The 25,082-nt window shown below is 43.3% G+C and carries 18 protein-coding genes, 2 tRNA genes and 3 rRNA genes; 9 read left to right on the top strand and 14 right to left on the bottom strand.

Annotated features, from left to right (window positions below; translation table 11 throughout):
• Window positions 1-328: 328 nt before the first annotated feature.
• The 3 genes from OD355_RS02840 (at window position 329) to OD355_RS02830 (ending at window position 4,860) form a co-directional block, all read left to right on the top strand.
• Window positions 329-1,081: an isoprenyl transferase gene (locus OD355_RS02840; protein WP_263036932.1), complete on the top strand. Its 753-nt coding sequence runs from the start codon at window positions 329-331 to the stop codon at window positions 1,079-1,081.
• A 99-nt stretch (window positions 1,082-1,180) separates the two neighbouring features.
• A complete protein-coding gene (locus tag OD355_RS02835; RefSeq protein ID WP_263036931.1) occupies window positions 1,181-3,991 on the top strand; it encodes a BamA/OMP85 family outer membrane protein in 2,811 nt (936 codons plus the stop codon).
• 317 nt (window positions 3,992-4,308) lie between these two features.
• Entirely contained in the window at window positions 4,309-4,860 is a 552-nt protein-coding gene (locus OD355_RS02830) for an OmpH family outer membrane protein (RefSeq protein ID WP_263036930.1), read from the top strand.
• 68 nt (window positions 4,861-4,928) lie between these two features.
• On the opposite strand, the gene OD355_RS02825 is transcribed toward OD355_RS02830, so the two are convergent.
• From OD355_RS02825 to OD355_RS02805, 5 genes are all read right to left on the bottom strand, one after another.
• Window positions 4,929-5,414: a lipocalin family protein gene (locus OD355_RS02825; RefSeq protein WP_263036929.1), complete on the bottom strand. Its 486-nt coding sequence runs from the start codon at window positions 5,412-5,414 to the stop codon at window positions 4,929-4,931.
• A gap of 728 nt (window positions 5,415-6,142) precedes the next feature.
• Window positions 6,143-7,153: a tRNA (adenosine(37)-N6)-threonylcarbamoyltransferase complex transferase subunit TsaD gene (gene tsaD / locus OD355_RS02820; RefSeq protein ID WP_263036928.1), complete on the bottom strand. Its 1,011-nt coding sequence runs from the start codon at window positions 7,151-7,153 to the stop codon at window positions 6,143-6,145.
• A 23-nt stretch (window positions 7,154-7,176) separates the two neighbouring features.
• A complete protein-coding gene (locus tag OD355_RS02815) occupies window positions 7,177-8,172 on the bottom strand; it encodes a cation diffusion facilitator family transporter (RefSeq protein WP_263036927.1) in 996 nt (331 codons plus the stop codon).
• A gap of 10 nt (window positions 8,173-8,182) precedes the next feature.
• A complete protein-coding gene (locus tag OD355_RS02810; RefSeq protein WP_263036926.1) occupies window positions 8,183-9,634 on the bottom strand; it encodes an LptF/LptG family permease in 1,452 nt (483 codons plus the stop codon).
• A gap of 126 nt (window positions 9,635-9,760) precedes the next feature.
• A complete protein-coding gene (locus OD355_RS02805) occupies window positions 9,761-10,144 on the bottom strand; it encodes an START-like domain-containing protein (protein WP_263036925.1) in 384 nt (127 codons plus the stop codon).
• A gap of 257 nt (window positions 10,145-10,401) precedes the next feature.
• On the opposite strand from OD355_RS02805, the gene OD355_RS02800 reads away from it, so the two are divergent.
• From OD355_RS02800 to OD355_RS02785, 4 genes are all read left to right on the top strand, one after another.
• On the top strand, window positions 10,402-11,916 hold the full coding sequence (locus OD355_RS02800; protein ID WP_263036924.1) for a GH3 auxin-responsive promoter family protein: 1,515 nt from the start codon (window positions 10,402-10,404) through the stop codon (window positions 11,914-11,916).
• Entirely contained in the window at window positions 11,909-12,118 is a 210-nt protein-coding gene (locus OD355_RS02795) for a hypothetical protein (protein WP_263036923.1), read from the top strand. Before OD355_RS02800 ends, OD355_RS02795 begins: the two co-directional genes overlap by 8 nt.
• 83 nt (window positions 12,119-12,201) lie before the next feature.
• A complete protein-coding gene (gene ade / locus OD355_RS02790; RefSeq protein ID WP_263036922.1) occupies window positions 12,202-13,839 on the top strand; it encodes an adenine deaminase in 1,638 nt (545 codons plus the stop codon).
• A gap of 80 nt (window positions 13,840-13,919) precedes the next feature.
• Window positions 13,920-14,366 carry a GNAT family N-acetyltransferase gene (locus OD355_RS02785; RefSeq protein ID WP_263036921.1) on the top strand — a complete coding sequence of 149 codons (447 nt, stop codon included), beginning with the start codon at window positions 13,920-13,922 and terminating at the stop codon, window positions 14,364-14,366.
• Here OD355_RS02785 and OD355_RS02780 read toward each other — a convergent pair whose 3' ends face one another.
• From OD355_RS02780 to OD355_RS02770, 3 genes are read right to left on the bottom strand one after another with little or no spacing between them, the layout of a single operon-like run.
• The gene (locus OD355_RS02780) at window positions 14,367-14,774 is read right to left on the bottom strand and encodes a thiol-disulfide oxidoreductase DCC family protein (RefSeq protein WP_263036920.1); all 408 of its coding nucleotides are present in this window, start codon (window positions 14,772-14,774) and stop codon (window positions 14,367-14,369) included.
• Complete coding sequence (locus OD355_RS02775; RefSeq protein ID WP_263036919.1) at window positions 14,761-15,867, bottom strand: BT_3928 family protein; 1,107 nt, start codon at window positions 15,865-15,867, stop codon at window positions 14,761-14,763. Before OD355_RS02775 ends, OD355_RS02780 begins: the two co-directional genes overlap by 14 nt.
• Before the next feature lie 26 nt (window positions 15,868-15,893).
• On the bottom strand, window positions 15,894-16,439 hold the full coding sequence (locus tag OD355_RS02770) for a DUF1599 domain-containing protein (RefSeq protein WP_263036918.1): 546 nt from the start codon (window positions 16,437-16,439) through the stop codon (window positions 15,894-15,896).
• Between the two features lie 38 nt (window positions 16,440-16,477).
• On the opposite strand from OD355_RS02770, the gene folP reads away from it, so the two are divergent.
• On the top strand, window positions 16,478-17,311 hold the full coding sequence (gene folP / locus OD355_RS02765; RefSeq protein ID WP_263036917.1) for a dihydropteroate synthase: 834 nt from the start codon (window positions 16,478-16,480) through the stop codon (window positions 17,309-17,311).
• Window positions 17,312-17,365: 54 nt separating this feature from the next.
• A complete protein-coding gene (locus OD355_RS02760; RefSeq protein WP_263036916.1) occupies window positions 17,366-18,934 on the top strand; it encodes a SulP family inorganic anion transporter in 1,569 nt (522 codons plus the stop codon).
• Window positions 18,935-19,121: 187 nt separating this feature from the next.
• Here OD355_RS02760 and OD355_RS02755 read toward each other — a convergent pair whose 3' ends face one another.
• The 6 genes from OD355_RS02755 to OD355_RS02730 form a co-directional block, all read right to left on the bottom strand.
• Entirely contained in the window at window positions 19,122-19,274 is a 153-nt protein-coding gene (locus OD355_RS02755) for a hypothetical protein (protein ID WP_263036915.1), read from the bottom strand.
• Between the two features lie 593 nt (window positions 19,275-19,867).
• Window positions 19,868-19,981, bottom strand: a 5S ribosomal RNA gene (gene rrf, locus OD355_RS02750).
• Between the two features lie 91 nt (window positions 19,982-20,072).
• A 23S ribosomal RNA gene (locus tag OD355_RS02745) occupies window positions 20,073-22,879 on the bottom strand.
• Between the two features lie 247 nt (window positions 22,880-23,126).
• Window positions 23,127-23,200 (bottom strand) — tRNA-Ala (locus OD355_RS02740).
• A gap of 80 nt (window positions 23,201-23,280) precedes the next feature.
• Window positions 23,281-23,354, bottom strand: a tRNA-Ile gene (locus OD355_RS02735).
• A 152-nt stretch (window positions 23,355-23,506) separates the two neighbouring features.
• A 16S ribosomal RNA gene (locus OD355_RS02730) occupies window positions 23,507-25,034 on the bottom strand.
• Together the 16S, 23S and 5S rRNA genes with 2 tRNA genes alongside form the textbook arrangement of a ribosomal RNA operon.
• Window positions 25,035-25,082: the final 48 nt, after the last annotated feature.

The following is a 25,082-nucleotide window of genomic DNA, read 5'->3' as shown; positions in this document are numbered from 1 at the left end:
GCATCCATATACCCGCCGGAACAACAAATATTCCTGGCTTGCTCCGCGCAGGGATGAACACAATCTTTTCTGCCTCACCAGCAAATACAGCAATACAAACGGCTAAACATATTCCCGTTATTACGGGAACTTAGAAATTTCTCATAAAGCATAAGTTTTGTTAATACAATTTATCATATATAAGATACATAAAAAATGACACAATTATTTTTAACAAAATTTTAAATTATTTGCAATAAGAGCATGTACGTATATTTCCTAAGAATCTTAGTGTATATTTGGTACGCACCATAATAATATTTCATTATTTTTGCAATCTTTACACTCAATGCCTGAAGAGTTACTAAACAATATTGATAGGAACCGGGTTCCCAGCCACATTGCCATCATTATGGACGGCAACGGCCGCTGGGCAAAGGAAAAAGGTGAAGACAGGCTCTTCGGCCATTTCAATGGTGTGGAAGCTGTGCGCCTGATCACCGAGGCCGCCGCAGAAGCAGGCGTAAAGTACCTTACACTCTACACTTTTAGCAAAGAAAACTGGAACAGGCCACAGGAAGAAGTTGCCGGCCTCATGGGCCTGCTGGTAGATACCATCAAACGGCAGGTAGAAGACCTCAATAAAAACAACATCCGCTTCAGTGTTATCGGCGATATGGATACTTTGCCGGACAATGCACGCACAGAGCTGATCGAGGCAATTGAATCTTTATCATCAAACACCGGTATGAACCTGATCCTGGCGCTTAACTACAGCAGCCGCTGGGAAATACAGGCCGCAATACAGGCCATTGCCAGGCAGGTAAAAAACAATGCGCTGGAGGTAGAAGATATTTCAGAAGACACTTTAGGAAAATACCTTACCACCAAAGATATACCCGACCCCGAGCTGATGATCCGGACAGGTGGGGAGCGCAGGATCAGCAATTTTCTGCTTTACCAGCTTGCCTATGCCGAATTGTATTTTACCGAAACTCTATGGCCGGATTTCCAGAAAAAACATTTGTACGAAGCCATTGCTGACTTTCAGAACAGAGAGCGCAGGTTTGGCAAAACCAGCGAACAGGTGAAAAATAATTAACAAACACTTTTAAAAAATACAGGTTAATTTGCGACACTTTTATCGCGTCAAAATAATCTGAATCAATGGTGATAAATAAAAAGATAATAATCAATTTAAATGCATAGATATTTTCGATCCTTATTGGTTATAATAGCCTCCCTGGTTTCTGTAATTTCTTTCTCGCAAATTATAAATCCTGCTGCTACTGCAGTTCCCAGGACTACCACTACTGCTGTTGATACACTTCCTGAATCTATAACCATAGATACCAGCCTGCTGAATGTACTCAAACAGCCGAACAGCAAAAAATACACGCTTGCAGGAGTGCTCATTTCCGGCAACAATACTTTCGACAGGAACGTACTTTCTCAGATCTCAGGACTGGTTGTAGGATCTAAAGTAACCGTGCCCGGCGGCGATGAAATTTCCCGCGGCATAAAAAAACTGTGGGCACAGAATTACTTCAGCGATATTAAAGTGTTTTTGGTAAGAAGAGTGAACGACAACCTGTTTATTGAGATCCAGGTGACGGAACGCCCGCGCTTATCCAGGTTTGTGTTTAAAGGCATTTCCAAAACACAGGCAGATGAGCTTAAAAGCAAAACAGGGCTGGTACCTGGGCGCGCCATCAACCAAAACATGAAACTCACCGCTGTAGAAGCCATTAAAAATTACTATTTCGAAAAAGGATTCCGCGACCTGAACATTGACATTGTTGAAACGCCCGACACAGCCTACTCAAACTCTGTGCAGCTTGTTTTTAATATAGATAAAGGCAGCAAAGTAAAGATAGACAGGATCGGTTTTTTTGATAACGACGATGTCGACGGCAGTACGCTGAAAAGGAAAATGAAAGAAACCAAGGAAATGAACCGCCTTACTTTATTTCCTTCTGCTACCTACAGCCCCTGGGGAAGAGTGAATGAGTATACTTTTAAAGAATATATGGATGAATATGGTTTCCTTACCTACACCAGGACCAGGAAGCTTCTTGAAAAATACGCCAAATTCTCTCTGTCGGCATCTAAATTTAACGAAAAAAAATACGTAGAAGACAAACAAAAAATATTAGACTATTACAACTCTTTGGGCTACCGCGATGCACAAATATTGAGAGACACTGTTTATTACAACAATAAAGGCCATCTGAATATTGACCTGCAGGTAAATGAAGGAAAGAAATACTATTTCGGTGATGTTACCTGGAGAGGCAATACAAAATATTCAGACAGCGTGCTCAACAACATCCTGAACATTTATAAAGGCGATACCTACAATGCCGAGTTGCTGGATAAAAAGCTCAACAGTATGGAGGAATACAGCGTAAGCCAGCTCTACCAGAACTTCGGGCACCTGATGTTCCGTGCTACCCCCGTAGAGAAAAGTATCTACAACGATACCATTGATTTTGAGATCACCATTATGGAAGGGCCGGTATTCAACGTGAAGAACATAACCATATCCGGGAACGAAAAAACCAACGAGCATGTATTGCGCCGCGAGATAAGGACACTGCCCGGCGATAAATGGAACCGGGAAGCGCTGATGCGCTCTTACAGGCAGCTGGCATCTTTGTCTTACATCAATGCTGAAAAGATAAACCCTGTGCCTGTCCCTGATAATGAAAACGGCACGGTAGACATCAACTACCAGGTAGAAGAAAAATCTGCAGACCAGATAGAACTGAGCGCTGGCTTCGGCGGCGGCATTGGCTTTACCGGTACGCTGGGTGTTTCTTTCAGCAACTTCTCTATCAACAATATTTTCAATAAAAAAGGCTGGGATCCGCTGCCTACCGGAGACGGGCAGCAGCTTGCCATTCGCTTTCAGAGTAATGGACGTATGTACAGCTCCTACAGTGTAAACTTTGTAGAGCCGTGGCTGGGCGGCAAAAACCCCAACGCATTAAGCGTAAGCTTCCAGCACACCAAGTATTCGCCACTCGCCAACCCGATCTACAGCGGCAATTACAGGTATGGGGGAGAGAAAATCAAATACGATCCTAAGGCAGATACCATGCATTTTAATACAACCAGCCTGGGCATCGGCTATTCAAAGCAATTGAGATGGCCGGATGATTATTTCCGCTTTGGCGTTCAGGCTAACCTTACCAGGTATAAGCTGGATAATTACCAGATTGACAGGGTAAACCTGCCTTTCTTTACTTCAGGTTTTTCCAACAACTTCAATATCAAGTTTACCATAAACAGGAATTCTACAGATTACCCCCTCTATACGCGCTCAGGCTCTGATATATATTTCAGCGCACAGCTTACACCACCCTATTCTTTATTCAACCCCAGCCTTACCGAACTGCCGTTGAATGATCCGAAAAGATTTAAGTGGATAGAATACCAGAAATACCGTTTTGGCGGCGACTGGTACGTGCCGCTGACAAGGCCCGTGGGTGAAGACAACAAGCAACTGGTGTTCAGGGCTTCAGTAAAGCTGGGCTATATAGGCAATTATAATTCAAAGATGCCGGTTTCTCCCTTTGAACGTTTTCAGTTGGGTGATGCTGGTATGAGTAACACTTACCAATTCTTCGGCTACGACATTATCTCTCACAGGGGCTACCCGATTTACGAAAGCTCAAACCCGAGATACAACCCCGACAATGGTATGGCACAGCAGTACTTCACCATTTTCAATAAATATACCGCAGAGCTTCGATACCCGCTCACCCTGGCGCAAAGCAGCACCATTTACGGGCTGGCATTTTTTGAAGCAGCCAACGGTTGGTACGATTTTAAAGAGTACAATCCTTTTAAACTGCGCAGATCTGTTGGCTTGGGCATGAGGTTCTATCTGCCCATGTTTGGCCTGTTAGGCTTTGACTATGGTATTGGCCTTGACAGGATCACACCGGGCGGCGGCCTGAAAGGCGCAGGCAAATTTACCTTCATGATGGGTATGCAGCCGGATTAATGACACCTGCAAACTTTGCAATGTACAAGTGAATATTGATGAAAATTTTTTATTTTAAGCAATTACTTTAAACAATTATCCAGACAGGCAGGTCTAAGCCACGAGGATATGGCTGACTGCATCACAGCAGCCGGAAACAGCTCAATCTTTTTAGCAAAAATATCAAAAACCACAGGGTTCCAGCCGTAAAATAAAATTTTTTTATACGTCAAAATACAAGCATATTTGCAAAACGTTCTAAAATAGAACCATTTTACAACCGGGTCAAAATTTGCTTAAAAGGCAATTTTCCGCATAATTAAAAAACAAAATAAAGAATGAAAAAATTAGTGTTTACTCTGGCAGCCGCGTTTGGCATTATGGCTGCTACCACCCAGGTACAGGCTCAAAAAATCGGTATTTTTAATTCTGAAGATGTTATACAGGCATTGCCTGAACACGAGCAGGTACAGAAGAAACTGGAATCTTACCAGAGAGATTCTTTGGGCAAAGCTTACGACGAATTGCAGGTAAAATACAAACAGGCAGATGAAACTTTCAAAAAAGATTCTATTGCTAAAAAACCAAAAGCTATCCTTGACCTTGACGACAAGAACCGCAGGGAGCTGGCAACACAGCTTATCTACTGGAACCAGATAGCACAGCAAAGTTCACAAAACAAATACATTGAATTGAGCAGCCCCCTGGCTGAGAAAGTACAGAAAGCTTTGCATAAAGTGCAGAAGGCACAAGGTGTAACAATTGTATTGCAACCTGCTGCTTTGGATATGCTGGGCGACCAGAGCGGTGTCATAAACCTGATCATTCCTGTTGCTAAAGAATTAGGAATTAAAGTAGAAGAGCCTGCATCTGGTGCAGCGCCTAAATAAAGAATATACTTTACATAAAAAAAAGACCATCCTCAAAAGGTGGTCTTTTTTTATAAGATATTTGCCGATTATCTCTTTAGAAAGTTGTAGACAATAGTGCCTGTGTTGCCCTCCACCATAACAGGAGATTCTACAACAAATCCTTGTGGCGTAGCATTCACAATTTTCATAATATAGCCTTCGGAAACTTCTTTAGCTTTCCTGCCGTCTAAAACTTTGAGCTGTAATACGCTTTGCGCGCCATTTTTTCTTACAGACCAATTGATGTTTCTTTTTCCAGCATAGCAATTGTTTTTATTGCCAATAGTATAAGATCCGTAACCGTTGTGCGGCAATACCCAGTCAGAACCGGTGAAGCAATCAGCGCTTACGTCATTCAGCAAAGTCACTTTGTATTTTACATCATTGGGTACACCGTGAAGCTGTACACTTTCAAGGATGTAATTACCGTCAAGATTTACCCTGTTCACATAATGAGAACTTGATGTTTTACAGGAATACAGCAATACTGAAACCGCAACTGCTGCAAGAGCAAATAGAAGATTTTTTTTCATGTGTATATATTTATTTGTTTTTCAGTTGTCACATGGAATAACCATTTTTTTTAGATTCAATATTCATTCCCGGTTGGTATAGGTTCCTAATCTTTATGGTTATTTCATGTGTGTATATTTAATTTTTTCTGTTTGCCACATGGAATAACCATTTTTTTTAGATTCAATATTCATTCCCGGTTGGTATAGATTCTTAATCTTTATGGTTATTTCATGTGTGTATATTTTATTTGTTTTTCAGTTGTCACATGGAATAACCATTTTTTTAGATTCAATACTCATTCCCGGTTGGTATAGGTTCCTAATCTTTATGTTTATTTCATGTTTGTATAATTTATTTGTTTTTCAGTTGCCACATGGAATAACCATTTTTTTAGATTCAATACTCATTCCCGGTTGGTACAGATTCCTAAATCTTATGGTTATTTCATGTTTAATTTATTTTTGTTTTTAATATTTTTAAACATAAAGTGCACAAAGGTTACACAATTAGTACAATGAGTGTAATTATCTGCTATGTGCACAACAACAATATATTTTTTAGAAGAAATATTTTGCCGTTGGTTTATACAAATCAAAAATGTTGCCGAAAAAACAAGACACATGAAATAGCCATAAGCAAAGTTGCATAACCGAGAATGAACAAAGGCTATTCCATGTGACCATTAAAAACAGCCGCAAAGAGCGGCGCACTAAAAATTATACACATGACTGATGATGAAGGAGCGCTACCATTCTGCGCGGGCGCTGGGGCTGATGTCGAGGGTTGCAAATTCTTTTGCTAAGAATTTATGGTAGGCTGTAATAGCGATCATGCCGGCATTGTCAAGGCAGTATTGAAATTCAGGAACATAGGTTTTCCAGCCATATTTTTGCCCCATCTCAGTTAAAGCATTGCGCAGGCCTGAATTAGCGCTCACACCGCCTGCTATGCACACGGAAGTGATCTTTGTTTTTTCTACAGCTTTCCTAACTTTCTTTAGCAGTATATTTACAATAGTGTATTGAATAGATGCACAGAGGTCGTCCAGGTTCTGGTCAATAAAGGAAGGGTTTTCTTTGGTTTGCTTTTGCAGGAAATAAAGCACTGAAGTTTTCACACCGCTAAAACTAAAATTCAGGCCGGGTATTTGCGGTTCGGCAAAAGTAAAAGCATGCGGGTTTCCGGCGCGCGCGTGCTTATCTATCAGCGGTCCGCCGGGATAGGGCAGTCCCAGCAATTTGGCAGTCTTATCAAAAGCCTCGCCTGCAGCATCATCAATCGTTTCGCCGATCACTTCCAGCTCCAATGGTGAGCGCGCCACTACAATCTGGGTATGGCCGCCACTTACGGTAAGGCATAGGAACGGAAACTCAGGCTTTTGTTCGGTGATGAGGTTTGCCAATACATGTGCCTGCATGTGGTGTACGCTTATCAGCGGCTTGTTCAGTGCCAGCGCCAGGGATTTTGCAAACTGTGTGCCCACCAACAGGCTTCCTATCAGGCCGGGAGCCTGTGTAAATGCTATGGCATCTATATCATTCATGGCAGTATGCGCTTCTTTCAGCGCTGCATCTACCACCGGCACTATATTTTGTATGTGCACGCGGCTTGCCAGCTCCGGCACTACCCCGCCGTATTGTTCATGTATTTTTTGGGTAGCTATTTTATTAGACAATATTTTTCCGTCCACACACACAGATGCGCTTGTTTCATCACAGGAGGATTCTATTGCCAGTATGGTGATTTTTTTATCCATTGCAGCGGCAAAAATAAGTTTTTTTATAAGTTAACGGAATGTCTTTCATTATTGGCAATGTTTTCCAGCGTCCATTCAATTTTCTTCTCGAATGCATGCAGCCGTACATGGCAATCGCTCTTGATGCAGATGGCGCAGTTCTTTTGCCTGCAATCATCTGTGTGAATAAAGAATTCTATGCTGTCGCCGAACTCGGTTTCCACCAGGCGCTGCATTGCGTTGATCTCTTTATGTGCCTCTACCAGGTTCATATACCAGGGCAGCGTAAAATGGCAGTCAATATGCATGAGGCCGCCATACTTTACTACCCGCAGGTTGTGCACGTCTACCCAGTTCTCTTTGCGGTGTATATTCAGTACATTGGCTACCCTTTCCAGCACCTGCACATCAGCCTCATCCATAATGCCGGAGAACGCGTTGCGCAATATTTTCACACCATTGTAGATGATAAGCGCACCCATTGCAAAAGCTATGATCTTATCAAGCACGTAGCTTTTGGTCAATAGAATGATCACTAAACCCGCGACAATACCCAGCGTAGAGTAGGTATCTATCTGCAAATGCTTACCGCTCGCCTGCAAAGCTACAGAGTTATTTCTTTTACCCACCTTTATACAAAAATAGCCGGCTGCATAGTTGATAATAGCAGTTGCCAGCACCAGCATCAGTCCTGAGTCCAGCTTATCCACCGTGGTCTCTTTAAAGAAGGTCTGTATAGTTTCATAAAATATAAAAATACCGGCGCCAATGATCATGGTACCTTCGGCTGCTGCAGATAAAAACTCAACTTTACCATGGCCGTAGGGATGGTTCTTGTCTTTAGGCATCGCCGACACAAACAGGCTTACCAACCCGATGAAACCTGCAAGCATATTGACAATGCTTTCCAGCGCATCAGAAAGTATAGCCATAGATCCCGTGATTTTAAAGGCCACCAGTTTTATGATAAACAGGCAAACAGAAAGTGCGAATATCCATTTCTGCACCTTCAGGTTTTCTTTTGCTTTTGCTGTTGGCATAGTGCGGTGTTTATGCAGCAGGTGTTTTTTTCTTCCTGAGCAGGCCTGCTTTGTTTAAAAACCTGCTTATGGCTCTGAACAACCTGTAATAGGCTTCTTTGTTGAATAATTGCGAATCGTGCATGGCTTTGTACACAAGAAATATGCCTACAGGCAATAGCACTATCGAAGAAAGCCACATGCCTTCATATACGGCTACAACGCCCTGCTTGGAAAACTTTTCACCTAAATTGTTGAGGAGGAAAAACAGTACAAAGAAAATAATAGCAAATACCAACGGCAGGCCCAGCCCGCCTTTACGAATGATAGAACCCAGCGGCGCTCCGATGAGGAACAAAATAATACAGGCTACAGATAGTGTAAACTTTTTATGCCATTCAATTTTATGTAAACGAAGAGAATCCTGTTTATCTGTAAACTCCTGCATCAGAAATTGATTGCTGTTTTTAACAGAGTTTAACTGCGAAATGATTGAATTGAAATGTATACCTTTTACAGAATCTGTAAACCGGCTCAGGTAATCTCCTTTTACTTTTCCTTTGTAGGGTTGCCAGGTACTGTCTTTGAATTTCAAAAAATTAAACGAGGCGCTTAACTCATTGCCAGACATAGCAGCAAATAAGCTGTCACTTCTTTCCAGGGAATCTATGGCCGGCGCAAGCTGGCGCACAGTAAGCATTTTAGGAGAATATTTAAATCCTTCTTCGTCTGTCTGGTTCATTTTAAAACTCGACATGTCGAACACTTTTTTGTAAGAAGAGAAGCCCATTCTTACAAACTGCGTTTGATCATTTTCTGTTGCATTGCCTGTTTCTTCATATCTCCACCCGTCTTTGAGGCTAAACTCCAGGTAATTATTGTCAGGCGTTATTTCCATTTTGCCTGATTTGGCTATCAGCAAATTATCCTGCAGTCCATAATTCTTTTCAAAAATGACAATGTCGCGGATGGTCTTGTTGTCTTCTTCTTTTTTGCCCACCTTGATCACGAAGCCCTCAATTTTATCGTAAAATGTACCTTCTTTAATATCGAACGCCGGCTTTGAAGTAATGATGTCGTACTTAAGCCTGTCAAGCTTCAGGTTAACTACCGGTATAAAATTATTAGACAGGAAAAAAGCTATAATGGCCAGTATAAATGCCACGAACAGCAAGGGCCGCATAAACCTTACCAGCGATATGCCGGAAGATTTCAGGGCTACCAGCTCAAAGGTCTCTCCCAGGTTACCAAAGGTCATGATGGAAGACAGCAGCAAAGACAGCGGTAAAGCAAGCGGAATAATAGATACGGATACATAGCCAATCAATTGAAGTATCGTTATCAGATCTATGCCTTTACCCACCAGGTCATCAATGTAAAGCCAGAAGAACTGCATCACCAATACAAATACCGATATCAGCAGCGTAGCAATGAACGGCCCTATGAATGCCTTCAGGATAAGTGTATCTATTTTTTTTATCACTTAATTTTCCATCGTTTTAAGAGAGCAAAATTATTCTTTTAAAATGAATAAACATATTAGCAATAACATAAAAATCCTGCGTAGCTGCAGGATTTTACTATTTAAAAGTAGAATATTTACCAGCGCTTAACTGCCTATCCTGTGGAATAGTTCTTTAACCTGGTGCTCCCATACCATGGCTTCATCTTTTACATCGTCTTTGTCTGCAAAGGCAGTTACCACGAGGATGGTCTGGTTGGAAATTTCAGCCACGGTCAATTTAAATTCAAAGTATTCTTTCGGGTCTTCATGCAGCCAGCTATATCGTGCGCATAGGTTTTCTTCGCGGGCAATGATCTTTGCTTTATCAGGCGCGCCGCCACTCCAGGAAAAACTCATGATACCATCGCGTTCATCCACATTATCGGCAAACCATTCCTGTAAGCCGGACGCCGTAGAAAGAAAGTTATATAAAATATTGGGCGAACAACGCACCGGGAACTCTAAAGTGTAAATTTGCCTTTTAGCCATTCTGATTTAGTTAATACGTTAAACAGGTTGCAATAATAGTGAAATTATTAAAAGATAAAAATATATTTTCAAAAAACTCAAATATAATGCATTATCAACGTTCGCAATTTATCATTATTTTTATAACTTGCCGTGAAAATATTTTCTTCCTCCGCGGAGAAAATGGCGTGGAAAGTTGCCGGCAGCAACGCTGAACAGCATATACATACATCCGCCGCGGCACAAGTTGCGGTCATTAATAACCATCAAATAAACACATGAAGTTTATTAGTCCTACAGTCTCAAAACTTGCGAGGTTAAGATATAAAAATATAAAAGAGTGGATGGACCACCCGCTCGAAACCCAGAGAAACGTCATGCAGGAGCTTATCGCTCACGGCCAGTACACTTCTTTTGGCATGCAGTACGATTTCAACAACATCTTTAATTTAGCTGATTTCAGGAAACATGTACCCGTGCAGGAATACACGGAATTAAAACCTTATGTTGACCGGCTGATGAACGGGGAGAACAATGTGTTGTGGAATACACCGGTGACCTGGTTTGCCAAAAGCAGCGGCACCACCAGCGATAAAAGCAAATTTATACCCATCACCGAAGAAAGCCTGGCAGACTGCCACTACAAGGCTGCCAAGGACGTGATCACCTTATTTCTGTATGAAAATCCAAATTCGCAATTACTAAGCGGTAAAGGGCTTGTGATCGGCGGCAGTCACCAGATCAGCCAGCTTAATGAAGAAATTTTTTATGGCGACCTCAGCGCAGTTCTTCTCCAAAACTCTCCTTTCTATGCACAATGGATGAAAACGCCGCAATTGTCCATAGCGCTTATGGACGAGTGGGAGTCTAAAATAGAAGCCATTGCACAAACCACCATCAATGAAGAAGTTACTTCTATCTCCGGCGTGCCCACCTGGACACTGGTACTGCTGAAAAGGATACTGGAAATCACAGGCAAAAAAAATATCAAAGAGGTATGGCCAAACTTTGAATTGTACATGCACGGCGGCGTTTCATTTACACCCTACCGCGAGCAGTTTAAAAAAATACTGGGTGAAAATGTTTGCTACCGAGATATGTACAACGCCAGCGAAGGCTTTTTTGCAGCACAGGACCAGGCAGATGCGGAAGGCATGTTGCTGATGCTGGACCACGGCATCTATTACGAGTTTATGCCTGTTGAAGAATACGGCAAAGATCAGCCAGCAACCTTATCACTTGCAGAGGTGGAACTCAATAAAAAGTACGCGATCGTGATATCTACCAATGGAGGCCTGTGGAGATACATCCCGGGTGATACCGTTGAGTTCACTACGCTTTACCCGTTCCGCATCAAAGTTGTGGGCAGGCTGAAACATTTCATTAATGCATTCGGCGAAGAACTGATCGTAGAAAATGCAGACACTGCTATTTTCAATACCAGTAAGGAACTGGATATATCTGTGACAGAATACACTGCCGCGCCCGTATACTTCAGTGAAAATGAAAATGGCGCGCATGAATGGCTGTTTGAATTTGAAAAAGAACCTGAAGATATGCAGCTCTTTGCCGAAACGCTCGACAGGGAACTGAAGAAAACAAACAGTGACTATGAAGCCAAGAGACACAGGGACATTGCTTTGCGCCTACCCGTGATACACGCGCTTCCAAGAGGAAGCTTCCAGCGATGGCTGAAAGAAAAAGGAAAGTTGGGAGGCCAGCATAAAGTGCCCAGGCTTTCCAACGACAGGCAATACCTCGAAGAAGTTTTAGCAACCATCAACCATGAATAAGAAGAACCCGAAAAGAAACCGTTTCCAGATATTTACCGTACTATGCGGCGCACTTGCCATTGTGTACGGTTACACACTTTATAATGCATACACCCTTGGCAACAGGTCTAAAACCATATTGTACAGCATCATTGCCATATGCTGGCTGTTGCTGGCCTTTTACTGGTATAAAAAAGCGCAAAACGTAGAAGACGAAGTATAGCTTACTTTACAAAACCTTTATGCTTCAGTGCTTGCAGGCAATGCGGCTTAGCTAATTTAATATTTCACAGTTTAATGCACTAAATGAATATACAAATGCAGGTAAACCTGGTAGATATAACCGCAAAGAAAATTTATACAGCGGAAATCTTATTTAATGAAAGAATCATTTCCATCAGGAAAATAAATGATATGCCGGATGAGACATTGCCTTATGCAATGCCCGGTTTTATTGACAGCCATGTGCATATAGAAAGCAGCATGCTTATTCCCACGGAGTTTGCACGCATAGCAGTAACACACGGCACGGTGGCAACCATTTCAGACCCGCATGAAATAGCAAATGTATGCGGCATGCAGGGTGTACATTACATGATTGAAAACGGCAGACGTTGTCCCTTTAAATTTTATTTTGGTGCGCCGAGTTGTGTGCCGGCAACAACTTTTGAAACCGCGGGCGCTGAGCTTAACAGTGATGACGTAATCAAGCTGCTGGAAATGGAGGAAATAAAATACCTCTCTGAAATGATGAATTTCCCGGGCGTTTTGCACGGCGATGAAGAAGTACGCAGGAAAATAGAAGCAGCACACAGATTGGGTAAACCTGTTGACGGGCACGCTCCGGGCCTGCGCGGAGAAGATGCGCGCAAATATGCAGCTGCAGGCATTTCTACAGATCACGAATGCTTTACCAAAGAAGAAGCGGAAGAAAAACTTGCCTGCGGCATGAAGATACTGATCCGTGAAGGCAGCGCCGCCAAAAACTTTGATGCCTTGATAGGCCTGCTGCACCACTATGAAGACGAGATGATGTTTTGCAGCGACGACAAACACCCCGACAGCCTGGTATTGGGACATATCAATCAACTTTGTAAACGCGCGGTGGAAAAAGGTGTGGATGTATTTAAGGTTTTAAAGGCAGCCTGCATCAACCCGGTAGAACATTACAATCTTAATGTGGGATTATTGAAAGCAGGAGACCCGGCAGATTTTATACTGGTAAAAAACCTGGAAAGCTTTGAAGTATTGAAAACCTATATCAACGGCCAATTGGTAGCTGAAAACAGTAAAACTTTATTGGCACCGGTGCAAGAGCAAACCATCAATAATTTCGTTGCTGCAAAGATCACGAAAGAAGAATTGCTTGTAGCAATAGACAAGTATCCGCTTAATGACAATAACGAGATTCCTGTGATTGAAGCGATAGACGGCCAGCTTATTACACCAAAAAAATATTTCCCGGCAAAAATAGAAAACGGCCATATTGTATGCGATATAAAAAATGACGTGCTGAAAATAGTGGTCATTAACCGCTACAATAAAGCCGGAGTTGCAAAAGCATTTATCACCAACTTTGGTTTTAAACAGGGAGCTATTGCATCAACCGTGGCACACGACAGCCACAACGTAATAGCTGTGGGCGCTGACGACGAAAGCCTTGCAGCGGCTATTAATGCGGTTATGGACACCCAGGGCGGCGTAAGCGTAAGCAACCATGGAAAAACAGATGTGCTGCCGCTCCCTGTGGCAGGCCTGATGAGCAATCAAGACGGCTACGAGATAGCAGAACAATACGAAACTATTGACCGCCTGGCCAAATCGCTGGGAAGCAGCCTGGAAGCCCCTTTTATGACACTCAGCTTTATGGCATTATTGGTAATACCACACCTAAAACTCAGCGATAAAGGCTTGTTTGACGGAGATACATTCAGCCTGCTATAGAAATGAATAGGCAGAATGTTGCATACAAACCGGTACCCCGTAAACTATCCGGGGCAGCAGTAAAATCATCAAAGATACACATGCAAGAAAATTTCATCATCAGAGATTATACGCCTGAGGACAAACCTGCTCTGCTGGAAATCCTGCAGTTGAATGTGCCTGCATATTTTGCTGAAAGCGAAATTTCAGACTTTGAGCAATATGCAGACAACGGCGTTGAAAAATATTTTATCATTGAATACAATAACAAGATCATTGGCTCCGGTGGAATCAATTTTAATCATCGAACCGGGATCATCAGCTGGGATTTTATACACCCTGCCTTTCATGGCAAAGGCGCAGGAACCCAACTTTTGCAATACCGTATAAATCTTTTAAAACAGCTCAAAAACATTGAAGCGGTCACCGTGCGTACATCGCAGTTCTCTTATCAATTCTATGAGAAGAACGGATTTGTGCTTCATGAAATAATAAAAGATTACTGGGCAAAAGGATACGATATGTATAAAATGTTTTATGAATTGTAATTATTCTACCAGCCTGCTGCTGTCCACACTGCAGGTAGTAGTGGTTCCAAACCAACGGTAGCGGTTACGTGCAGTAAACCTGTACAGCGCATCGCGCAAAGGTTTGGGAAAAACTATAAAGATATACAACCATTTTTTCCAGCCTTCCAGTTGCTTTACAATGCGCAATGCTGCATTGCTTTCGGTGTAAATTTTATCATCTTCAAACAATATTACCGTATTATTGCCGTGATAATTTTCCGGGAGCAAGCCATTGCATGATGCGGCTTTCAGGGAAATAAACTTAAAATATCTCCTGGTATCGCCCTTTATGATCCATTGTGCAAAACGGTTGCACAGCACACATGCATCGTCAAAGATGATGATGCCGTGCCTGTCTTTATCAGCCTGAGCTTTATAGTTTTTCAATAAAATCGTTGAGCTGGTTATAACTTTTCTTAGCCAAAATCCTATCGCCCTCGAGCAGCATGAATGTTGGGTTTGCGCGGGCAACCGTTTTATTTACCACCGGGTCAAGCCTTAGAAGCGCTACCTGTTGTGGCACAAAATCAGGCCTTTGATCTGCCAGCGGCGAAACGATCCTCACCGGGATATTTTTACGGGCTGCAGCATTCAACAGGTTTTTAAAACCGGCTACCGACTGCTGTAATCCTGAGAAATCCTGTGCAAACACCAGCACATGGCGGCCAGGCGTAGAAAGCAGTTGCTGTGTCACATCCTCTCCCTGCATATTCAACAAAGCAAAATCCTCAATCTTTGGGGTAGCATTTCCTTTACGTACTACTTTATCTACACGATCAATATATTCATAAGAATCATCAAAATCACCAGGAAATTCCTCAGCGCCGAACTCCACGATCCTGCCGTCTTTTTTGTATTTAAAAACAATAGCCACGCTATCAGGCACAGAGCCGGGGGGCGCCTGCATCTCCTGCAGCAGCTTATTTCCTTCGCGGTAAGGAAGGCAATCAACGAAAGGAAGATTTTTGAGCACATACACTTGTGTCACCATTACAAACACGGCGGTTGACACCAGCAGTACCAGGTTTAAAACAGCGCTGTCAACAACAGGCCGCACTTTCTTCCGGTATTTAAAAATAATCAGTATCAGCACAAGCAATACTACATCTTTCAGGAAAGAAGCCAGTGGCGGAATAGGCATGCAATCTCCCATGCAGCCACATGTTTTGAACTTCCCGCTCAACGCAGCATATCCTGTAAGAAAAGTAAAAGCAATGATCAGCAAGAGCAATAGCCAGCTAAACAGGTTCATGGCAAAGCCAAGAATGATGGCCACCCCTGCCAGTACCTCAAAAATGTTCATGGTTACGGCCAGTGGAAGAGAGAGGTGGTTCAGCCCGCTCATTCCCCAAAGATCAAAATACTCCTGCATTTTGTAGCTCAGTCCGTGGGGGTCATTCGCTTTCAACAGCCCGGAAATAATGAAAAGAAGGCCAACTATCCACCGGAGTGTAGTAATTGTTGTACTGTTTTTTTGCATAATCAAAGCCGTTTTAGAAATGAAAATTATCCCTTGCTTTCTGCATCCATGATCAGCGCAAACAACGCATAATTGATAATGTCTACGTAGTTTGCGTCAATGCCTTCGCTGATGAGGGTTTTACCGTCGTTGTTCCGTATCTGTTTAATGCGCAAGAGCTTTACAATGATCAGGTCTGTAAAACTTTCCTGCTGCATATCGCGCCATGCCTCGCCGTAATCGTGGTTTTTAGACATCATCACATCTTTGGCAAAGGCTACCTGTTCATTGTACATTTCCTCAGCCTGCTGCAATGATAATTCTTCCACCGTGGGATTATCAAGCTTTAACTGTATCAGGCCGATAACGCCATAGTTGATGATGCCCTTAAATTCGCTGATGATATCATCGCCTACTTTCTGTGTTTTCAGTTCCTGGATATTCCGGATGCGCAAAGCTTTGATGAATATCTGGTCAACAACAGAGATGGTTCTCAATACACGCCACGATGTGCCGTAATCTTTGGTTTTTTTCAGAAAAATATCTTTACAAGCATCTACGGCTTTATCGTACTGCTGCGATGTATCGGACATAAATTAAAATACATTTATTTTTGCAAAAATAACAAAAAATGCGCAGTATCAATTGCAGGGGAAGATTACTATCGCTGGAGAAGCCGGTGGTGATGGGCATCATCAACATTACCAATGAGTCTTTTTACGCAGGCAGCCGCAAGTCAGGCGTAGACGATGCGGTAGAGCTTGCCGGAAAGATGCTGGCTGAAGGCGCTTCCATACTGGATGTCGGCGGCCAAAGCACTTCACCAAAGAGTAAATTATTGTCTGCAGAAGAAGAGCTGAAGCGCGTGATGCCTGCCATTGAAGCCATTCTCACAGCCTTTCCTGACGCCATTCTTTCAATAGATACATTTTATGCAGGCGTAGCTGAATCCGCCCTGCAAGCGGGCGCAGCCATTGTAAATGATATTTCAGCAGGACACTTTGATAAACTAATGCTCTCAACAGCCGGCAGGCTCGGCGCCCCCTACATTGCCATGCACATGCGCGGCACACCGCAAACCATGCAAAGCCTTGCCGCTTATGAAAACATCACCCGCGAAGTAATGGATTATTTTATTGAAAGAATAGATAAGTGCCTGCAGGCAGGCATCAACGACATTGTACTGGACCCGGGCTACGGCTTTGCAAAAACCAGGGAACATAATTTTGAGCTGCTCAACAATTCCGGCGTATTCAGCATCCTGGGAAAACCAATACTTACGGGTATTTCAAGAAAATCCATGATCTATAAAACTCTCGGCATTCCCGTAGAAGAAGCCCTGAACGGAACCACTGTTTTAAACACCATTGCCCTACAGAAAGGAACAAATATCCTGCGCGTGCACGATGTAAAAGAAGCTGTGCAGGCAGTGCGGCTTGTAAGCAAATTCAATGGCAGTGTGTGAATATGAGCAAAAACATACTATTAATTCTTAATTTTTCAGGACCTTTGCCCTGCCATGGAAATATTTAACCGGAGAACACAATTCTATTTAAATACTTTTGTCAAACACGATTTCAGAGCCAGCATAAGCGTTTTTTTTGTAGCACTTCCACTCTGCCTGGGCGTATCATTAGCATCGAATACGCCTGTTTACTCAGGACTCATAGCAGGCATTATAGGCGGCATTTTAATTGGTTTCATCAGCGGTTCGCAACTGAGCGTGAGCGGCCCTGCGGCGGGCTTAACGGCCATCTGCGCTGCAGCCATTACAGAGCTGGGCGCTTTAGAAATTTTCTTCCTGAGCGTATCCATCGCGGGCATGTTACAAATCATGCTGGGAATATTCAAATTGGGGGGCTTTACACATTTTATTCCTTCGGCAGTGATCAAAGGCATGCTGGCAGCGATAGGCATTATTCTTATCTCTAAACAGATCCCTTTACTGCTGGGCTATGACAGGCCTGACTTCTGGACAAAACAGCTTTTCAATATCTTTACTTTTAAATCAGGCTTCAGCGGCATAGTGGATTTTGCCAACAGCGTATCTGTCGGTGCACTACTGATTGCAGCCAGCTCGCTTGTATTGCTTATTTTATGGAGAAAATTCTTTTCCAGAAAAATATCTTTCATCCCTACTTCATTTATTACCGTAGTTTTCGGCGTATGCCTGGCTTACCTGTTGGAAATGTTCCTGCCGCAATTCCAGCTTAAACCGTCACAATTTGTAAATATACCCGGTAATATTTTTTCAGAGATCAGGTTTCCGCAGTTCAGCGCATTGTTTACCGACACAGCTATCTGGAAAAATGCAGTGGTGATTTGCTTTGTAGCTACACTTGAAACCTTGCTCAGCATTGAAGCTATAGATAAATTAGACCCGTACAACCGCATTTCTCCGCAAAACAGGGAACTGGTAGCGCAGGGCACAGGAAACTTTATCAGCGGGCTTTTGGGTGGCATACCCATCACAGCCGTTATCGTCAGGAGTTCTGCCAACGTGGAAGCCGGCGGCAAAACAAAATTTTCTACCATAGCGCACGGCGTTTGGCTGGTGCTGGCCATATTGTTTGCAGTGCCGCTTATAAACCGTATTCCTTATTGTGTACTGGCTGTGATCCTGATCAGGACGGGTTACAACCTGGCCAAACCAAAATTATTTATCCATACTTTCCGCAGCGGACGCGAACAGTTTTATCCCTTCCTGATTACCGTGGGCGCCATTTTGTTTTCCGACATTTTGATAGGTGTGCTTATAGGTATAGCTTACTCTGTATATTTTATTGTGAAACATACTTACCGTGCGGGCTACACCACAGAAAGCTTTGTGAAACTCGGCATTACCACTTACCGGATAGACCTTGCCATGAATGTCAGTTTCTTAAACAAGAAAAAATTAATGGATGAATTAGACAATATTCCTGCATATTCAGTTGTAGAAATCATAGGCACAGGTGTAGTGTATATAGATCATGATATATTGGAGATTATTCATGATTACCGTTTAAAAGCATACAATAAACACATAGAACTGAAATTGATCAATGTGCCGTATGTTGATACCATTGTCCCCGATAAATTGCATTGATCTTTTCTGTGCCTGCGGCAAAATACCCTAAATTATTCACTGCTTTTTTATTGGCCTGTAAACAGATATACAGCGGTTTTATTAAAGAAATTTATTTTCCCATGTAGCTTATGAAACGTAATAGCCGCGCGCTTTAGCATATTGATATGCGCTATAGCAAAAAGTGAGATCAACCATTTCTTTTTCGCTAAAAAACTGTTGCCCAATCATATACATCTCCGGATATCTGCTGATCTTTTAAAAGCGCAACGGCTGCTGCAAGCGCTAACGCTGCTTTTTCTTTATCATCTAAAAAAGGCATATGTCGCCAAACCTCAACAGCATTTAATTCTTGAATCAACGCCTTCTTTTATGGCACCTTTCCCAATGCAATTCTACACAATACGGACAGCCGTTTACCTGCTAATATTCTTAGATATACAATGTGCAGCAAAGAAAGTGACTTTCCCCCTGTCGTGCCTAATAGAAATATATACTTAGTAAAGCATTATAACCTTCCGTGCAACGGTGGCGTAAGGTAATTGCATTGATATTTTAAAAAAATAAACTACAACATAATACATCGGCACTAAAGTGTGTAAACAGTACCGCTACATTTTATAGGATTTTATTATTGATTCCAACATCATGTTCATTATGTTGCCGGCGGGTATCTGTACAATGCTTAATGCATTCACAGGTGAAATAAGCTGTTCGGGGTTTTTGTGGAGAAATCAGCAACATGCCGTAGCACCAGTAGAAATAAAAGTGATTTATAGGTCGAAATCTGCGCACCTTTTTATAATTGTTACCAGCAGTAAGGCTAAGAAGGTTATTGTTTCAAAAATATATGTAATATCTTTAAAAGGTCACGGCAAAGACTGGATTTCAGCAGAAATGTAATAGCAAAAAAAAAGCCTTGCAGAAAAAAAATCTACAAGGCTTTTAAAATGAATATGGCAATTACCTACTCTCCCAGGGACAAAACCCAAGTACCATCGGCCATAAGGGGCTTAACTTCTCTGTTCGGAATGGGAAGAGGTGAACACCCTCGGAATAATCACCATAAAAAGGTAATTAAAACGGTTACGTTTTAAAAAATAAGGTCATATTGGAAAAGCTCACATAGGAGTTGTATATTTTTCGATTGAAAAATAAAAAAATAAAGCTTACGGGCAATTAGTACTACTTGGCTTTGATGTTACCACCTTTACACCTATAGCCTATCAACGTCATAGTCTTTGACGACCCTTAAAAGTAAACTCATCTTGAGGAAGGTTTCACGCTTAGATGCTTTCAGCGTTTATCCTTGCTGTACGTAGCTACTCTGCACTGCACCTGGCGGCACAACAGATACACCAGCGGTACATACGACCCGGTCCTCTCGTACTAAGGTCATGTCCTCTCAATTTACTAGCGCCCACCACAGATAGAGACCGAACTGTCTTGCGACGTTCTGAACCCAGTTCACGTGCCACTTTAATGGGCGAACAGCCCAACCCTTGGGACCTTCTCCAGCCCCAGGATGTGACGAACCGACATCGAGGTGCCAAACCTTACCGTCGATATGAGCTCTTGGGTAAGATCAGCCTGTTATCCCCGGAGTACCTTTTATCCTTTGAGCGATGGCCCTTCCATGCAGAACCACCGGATCACTTTAGCCGACTTTCGTCCCTGCTCGGCGCGTCTGCCTCACAGTCAAGCACCCTTATACTAATACGCTCTATGTACGATTACCAACCGTACTGAGGGTACCTTTGCAAGCCTCCGTTACTTTTTAGGAGGCGACCACCCCAGTCAAACTACCCACCATGCAATGTCTCCCGTTTTAAACGGGATTAGGTTCTAAGCAACAGAAGGTTGGTATTTCAACGTTGACTCCACGAACACTGGCGTGCCCGCTTCAAAGTCTCCCAACTATCCTACACATCGGTTGCTCAAAATCAATGCAAAGTTGTAGTGAAGGTTCACGGGGTCTTTTCGTCCCGTGGCGGGTAACCGGCATCTTCACCGATACTACAATTTCACCGGGCTCGTGGAGGAGACAGTGTTCAACTCATTAGACCATTCGTGCAGGTCGGAACTTACCCGACAAGGAATTTCGCTACCTTAGGACCGTTATAGTTACGGCCGCCGTTTACCGGGGCTTCAGTCAGAAGCTTCGCATTGCTGCTAACATCCTTCCTTAACCTTCCGGCACCGGGCAGGTATCAGGCTCTATACGTCATCTTTCGATTTTGCAGGGCCCTATGTTTTTGCTAAACAGTTGGTTGAACCATTTTACTGAGACCCCGATATGATCGGGGTACGCTTTATCCCGAAGTTACAGCGTTAATTTGCCTAGTTCCTTCTCCACGGCTCACCCGAGCGCCTTAGAATACTCATCCCGTCTACCTGTGTCGGTTTGCGGTACCAGCTGCTATACTCGCTTTTCTTGGGACCGATTTTATTCTTTCGCCTCCCCCGAAGGTTCAGCTCAACGTACATTTCCGTCAGTACGTAAGAACCACGTCGATCCGTCACTTTTATTGTATAGCAGGTACAGGAATATTAACCTGTTTTCCATCAGATGCCCCTTTCGGGTTCTCCTAAGGACTGGACTAACCCTGATCCGATTAACGTTGATCAGGAACCCTTAGACTTTCGGCGAATAGGTTTTTCACCTATTTTATCGTTACTTATGCCTACATTTTCTTTTGAAATCGCTCCAACAATGGTCGCCCATCGCCTTCGATGCAGATTTCAATGCTCCCCTACCACTCATATAAATATGAGTTTAGAACTTCGGTTCGTAGTTTGATGCCCGATTATTTTCCGTGCAGGATCTCTCGACCAGTGAGCTGTTACGCACTCTTTAAATGAATTGCTGCTTCCAAGCAAACATCCTGGCTGTTATAGAAATCCCACCGCGTTTGATCAACTTAACTACGTATTAGGGACCTTAGTTGCTAATCTGGGTTATTTCCCTCTCGGCCACGGACCTTAGCGCCCGCAGCCTCACTCCCGGAGATATGTGTTAGCATTCGGAGTTTGTCAGGGTTTGGTAGGCGGTGAAGCCCCCTAGCCCAATCAGTAGCTCTACCTCTAACACACTTCTTTATATCCGAGGCTGTTCCTAAAAACATTTCGGGGAGAACGAGCTATCTCTCAGTTTGATTGGCCTTTCACCCCTATCCACAGGTCATCCCAAGACTTTTCAACGTCAACGGGTTCGGTCCTCCATTTTGTGTTACCAAAACTTCAACCTGCCCATGGATAGATCACAAAGTTTCGCGTCTACCCCCACTGACTGAACGCCCTATTCGGACTCGCTTTCGCTACGGCTACGTTATTTAAGAACTTAACCTTGCCAGTGAGGAGTAACTCGTAGGCTCATTATGCAAAAGGCACGCCGTCACTCATTGCTGAGCTCCGACCGCTTGTAGGCGTACGGTTTCAGGTACTATTTCACTCCCTTATTCAGGGTACTTTTCACCTTTCCCTTACGGTACTGGTTCACTATCGGTGTCTGAGGAGTATTTAGCCTTACCGGATGGTGCCGGCAGATTCACGCAGGATTCCTCCGGTCCCGCGCTACTCAGGATACTGCTCGTTGTTATTAATTTATGCTTACGGGATTATCACCCTCTATGATTTAACTTTCCAGAAAATTCAGCTTGATAATAACTTCTAAATGCAGTCCTACAACCCTCGTCCGACACGTCGGACAAGTTTGGGCTCTTCCCAGTTCGCTCGCCACTACTTTGGGAATCATTATTATTTTCTTTTCCTCCGGGTACTTAGATGTTTCAGTTCCCCGGGTTGGCTCTCTTTCGAGTGCTATACCTTCAATATAGCAGGTTGTCCCATTCGGAAATCTACGGATTAATGCTTGTGTGCAGCTTCCCGTAGCTTATCGCAGCTTACCACGTCCTTCATCGCCTCTCAGACCCTAGGCATCCGCCATACGCCCTTATTCGCTTTAAAAAATTTAGAAATTGTAGTGATGTTACCACCACTATTGTTATTGTTACTCTTTTTGATTTCGCTTTCCCAATATGTCAAAGAACTTTTTTCAATCAATGAAAGCCAATTTATACCGGCAATCACTTAAAGATTGAAACTGTAATGTTTAAGGTTATGATCCTTTACGCCATGATGCGAACATTATATTTTAAGAACTGATGTATAATCAACGGCCACTGCTGTTGATTATATTTTTTTTTGATTTATGTGGAGGATATCGGAGTCGAACCGATGACCCTCTGCGTGCAAGGCAGATGCTCTAGCCAACTGAGCTAACCCCCCAAATTTAATTGATAACGGATAATTGACAATGAACAATATTTGAATTGTCAATCATCAACTTTCAATTGTCAATTATTGAGTAGTCCCGCCCAGATTTGAACTGGGGACCTCTACATTATCAGTGTAGCGCTCTAACCAACTGAGCTACGAGACTGTCAACTAATTTGCCAATTTGTAAATTCGACAATTCTGATGACAAACGAATGCCGTAGCCAACTTTGGCATTTTAGAGCCATACAAACAAAGAACTTTAATAATTTTAAAAGAAAAGAAAACAACAGTAATAACTTGATTAAGTTACTCTAAAAAGGAGGTATTCCAGCCGCACCTTCCGGTACGGCTACCTTGTTACGACTTAGCCCCAATTACCAGTTTTACCCTAGGCAGCTCCTTTCGGTTACCGACTTTAGGTACACCCGGCTTTCATGGCTTGACGGGCGGTGTGTGCAAGGTCCGGGAACGTATTCACCGTATCATTGCTGATATACGATTACTAGCGATTCCAGCTTCATGCAGGCGAGTTGCAGCCTGCAATCCGAACTGAGATTGGGTTTTTGAGATTCGCTCCTTGTCGCCAAGTGGCTGCTCTTTGTCCCAACCATTGTAGTACGTGTGTAGCCCTGGGCATAAAGGCCATGATGACTTGACATCATCCCCTCCTTCCTCGCGTCTTACGACGGCAGTTTCATTAGAGTTCCCAGCTTAACCTGTTGGCAACTAATGATAGGGGTTGCGCTCGTTGCGGGACTTAACCCAACACCTCACGGCACGAGCTGACGACAGCCATGCAGCACCTTGCTTCATGTCTATTGCTAGAAAAGCTCCTTTCAGAGCCGGTCATTTGCATTCTAGCCCAGGTAAGGTTCCTCGCGTATCATCGAATTAAACCACATACTCCACCGCTTGTGCGGACCCCCGCCAATTCCTTTGAGTTTCATTCTTGCGAACGTACTTCCCAGGTGGATTACTTAATGCTTTCGCTCAGACGCGCACAGTGTATCGCGCACGTCGAGTAATCATCGTTTAGGGCGTGGACTACCAGGGTATCTAATCCTGTTTGATCCCCACGCTTTCGTGCCTCAGCGTCAATAATCGCTTAGTCAGCTGCCTTCGCAATAGGTGTTCTATGTCATATCTAAGCATTTCACCGCTACATGACATATTCCGCTAACCTCAACGATATTCAAGATTGATAGTATCCACGGCAGTTTCTGAGTTAAGCTCAGAGATTTCACCACAGACTTACCAATCCGCCTACGCACCCTTTAAACCCAGTAAATCCGGATAACGCTTGCACCCTCCGTATTACCGCGGCTGCTGGCACGGAGTTAGCCGGTGCTTATTCATAGGGTACCGTCAAGTCCCGAATAATCGGGATGTTTCTCCCCCTATAAAAGAAGTTTACAATCCAGAGGACCTTCATCCTCCACGCGGCATGGCTGGTTCAGACTTGCGTCCATTGACCAATATTCCTTACTGCTGCCTCCCGTAGGAGTTGGGCCCGTGTCTCAGTGCCCATGTGGCTGATCATGCTCTCACATCAGCTACCCATCGTAGACTTGGTGGGCCGTTACCCCGCCAACTATCTAATGGGACGCACGACCATCTTTATCCGCCTGAGCTTTAATAGAATTGTGATGCCACATCTCTATGTTATGGGGTATTAATCCGAATTTCTTCGGGCTATGCCCCAGATAAAGGGAAGTTTCGTACGTGTTCCTCACCCGTTTGCCGGTTTCCAGATAATTATTGCTAACTCTCTGTATCCCTCGACTTGCATGTATTAAGCCTGCCGCTAGCGTTCATCCTGAGCCAGGATCAAACTCTCCATTGTAAATGAATTGTTTTGACCGTGACTAAAATTACTTCAAAGTATTTTAGG

The sequence above is a fragment of the Haoranjiania flava genome, from assembly GCF_025631005.1.
GTDB lineage: Bacteria > Bacteroidota > Bacteroidia > Chitinophagales > Chitinophagaceae > Haoranjiania > Haoranjiania flava.
Note: the sequence above shows the minus strand (reverse complement) of the source record. Positions and strands in the feature narration are given on the sequence as shown.

Coding starts and splice junctions, on each gene's coding strand:
- OD355_RS02770 (WP_263036918.1), bottom strand. CDS start 16,439: ATGTCCGATACATCGCAGCAGTACGATAAAGCCGTAGATGCTTGTAAA.
- OD355_RS02795 (WP_263036923.1), top strand. CDS start 11,909: ATGAATAAGAAGAACCCGAAAAGAAACCGTTTCCAGATATTTACCGTA.
- OD355_RS02800 (WP_263036924.1), top strand. CDS start 10,402: ATGAAGTTTATTAGTCCTACAGTCTCAAAACTTGCGAGGTTAAGATAT.
- OD355_RS02775 (WP_263036919.1), bottom strand. CDS start 15,867: ATGCAAAAAAACAGTACAACAATTACTACACTCCGGTGGATAGTTGGC.
- OD355_RS02825 (WP_263036929.1), bottom strand. CDS start 5,414: ATGAAAAAAAATCTTCTATTTGCTCTTGCAGCAGTTGCGGTTTCAGTA.
- OD355_RS02785 (WP_263036921.1), top strand. CDS start 13,920: ATGCAAGAAAATTTCATCATCAGAGATTATACGCCTGAGGACAAACCT.
- OD355_RS02840 (WP_263036932.1), top strand. CDS start 329: ATGCCTGAAGAGTTACTAAACAATATTGATAGGAACCGGGTTCCCAGC.
- ade (WP_263036922.1), top strand. CDS start 12,202: ATGAATATACAAATGCAGGTAAACCTGGTAGATATAACCGCAAAGAAA.
- OD355_RS02760 (WP_263036916.1), top strand. CDS start 17,366: ATGGAAATATTTAACCGGAGAACACAATTCTATTTAAATACTTTTGTC.
- OD355_RS02815 (WP_263036927.1), bottom strand. CDS start 8,172: ATGCCAACAGCAAAAGCAAAAGAAAACCTGAAGGTGCAGAAATGGATA.
- OD355_RS02835 (WP_263036931.1), top strand. CDS start 1,181: ATGCATAGATATTTTCGATCCTTATTGGTTATAATAGCCTCCCTGGTT.
- OD355_RS02805 (WP_263036925.1), bottom strand. CDS start 10,144: ATGGCTAAAAGGCAAATTTACACTTTAGAGTTCCCGGTGCGTTGTTCG.
- tsaD (WP_263036928.1), bottom strand. CDS start 7,153: ATGGATAAAAAAATCACCATACTGGCAATAGAATCCTCCTGTGATGAA.
- OD355_RS02830 (WP_263036930.1), top strand. CDS start 4,309: ATGAAAAAATTAGTGTTTACTCTGGCAGCCGCGTTTGGCATTATGGCT.
- folP (WP_263036917.1), top strand. CDS start 16,478: ATGCGCAGTATCAATTGCAGGGGAAGATTACTATCGCTGGAGAAGCCG.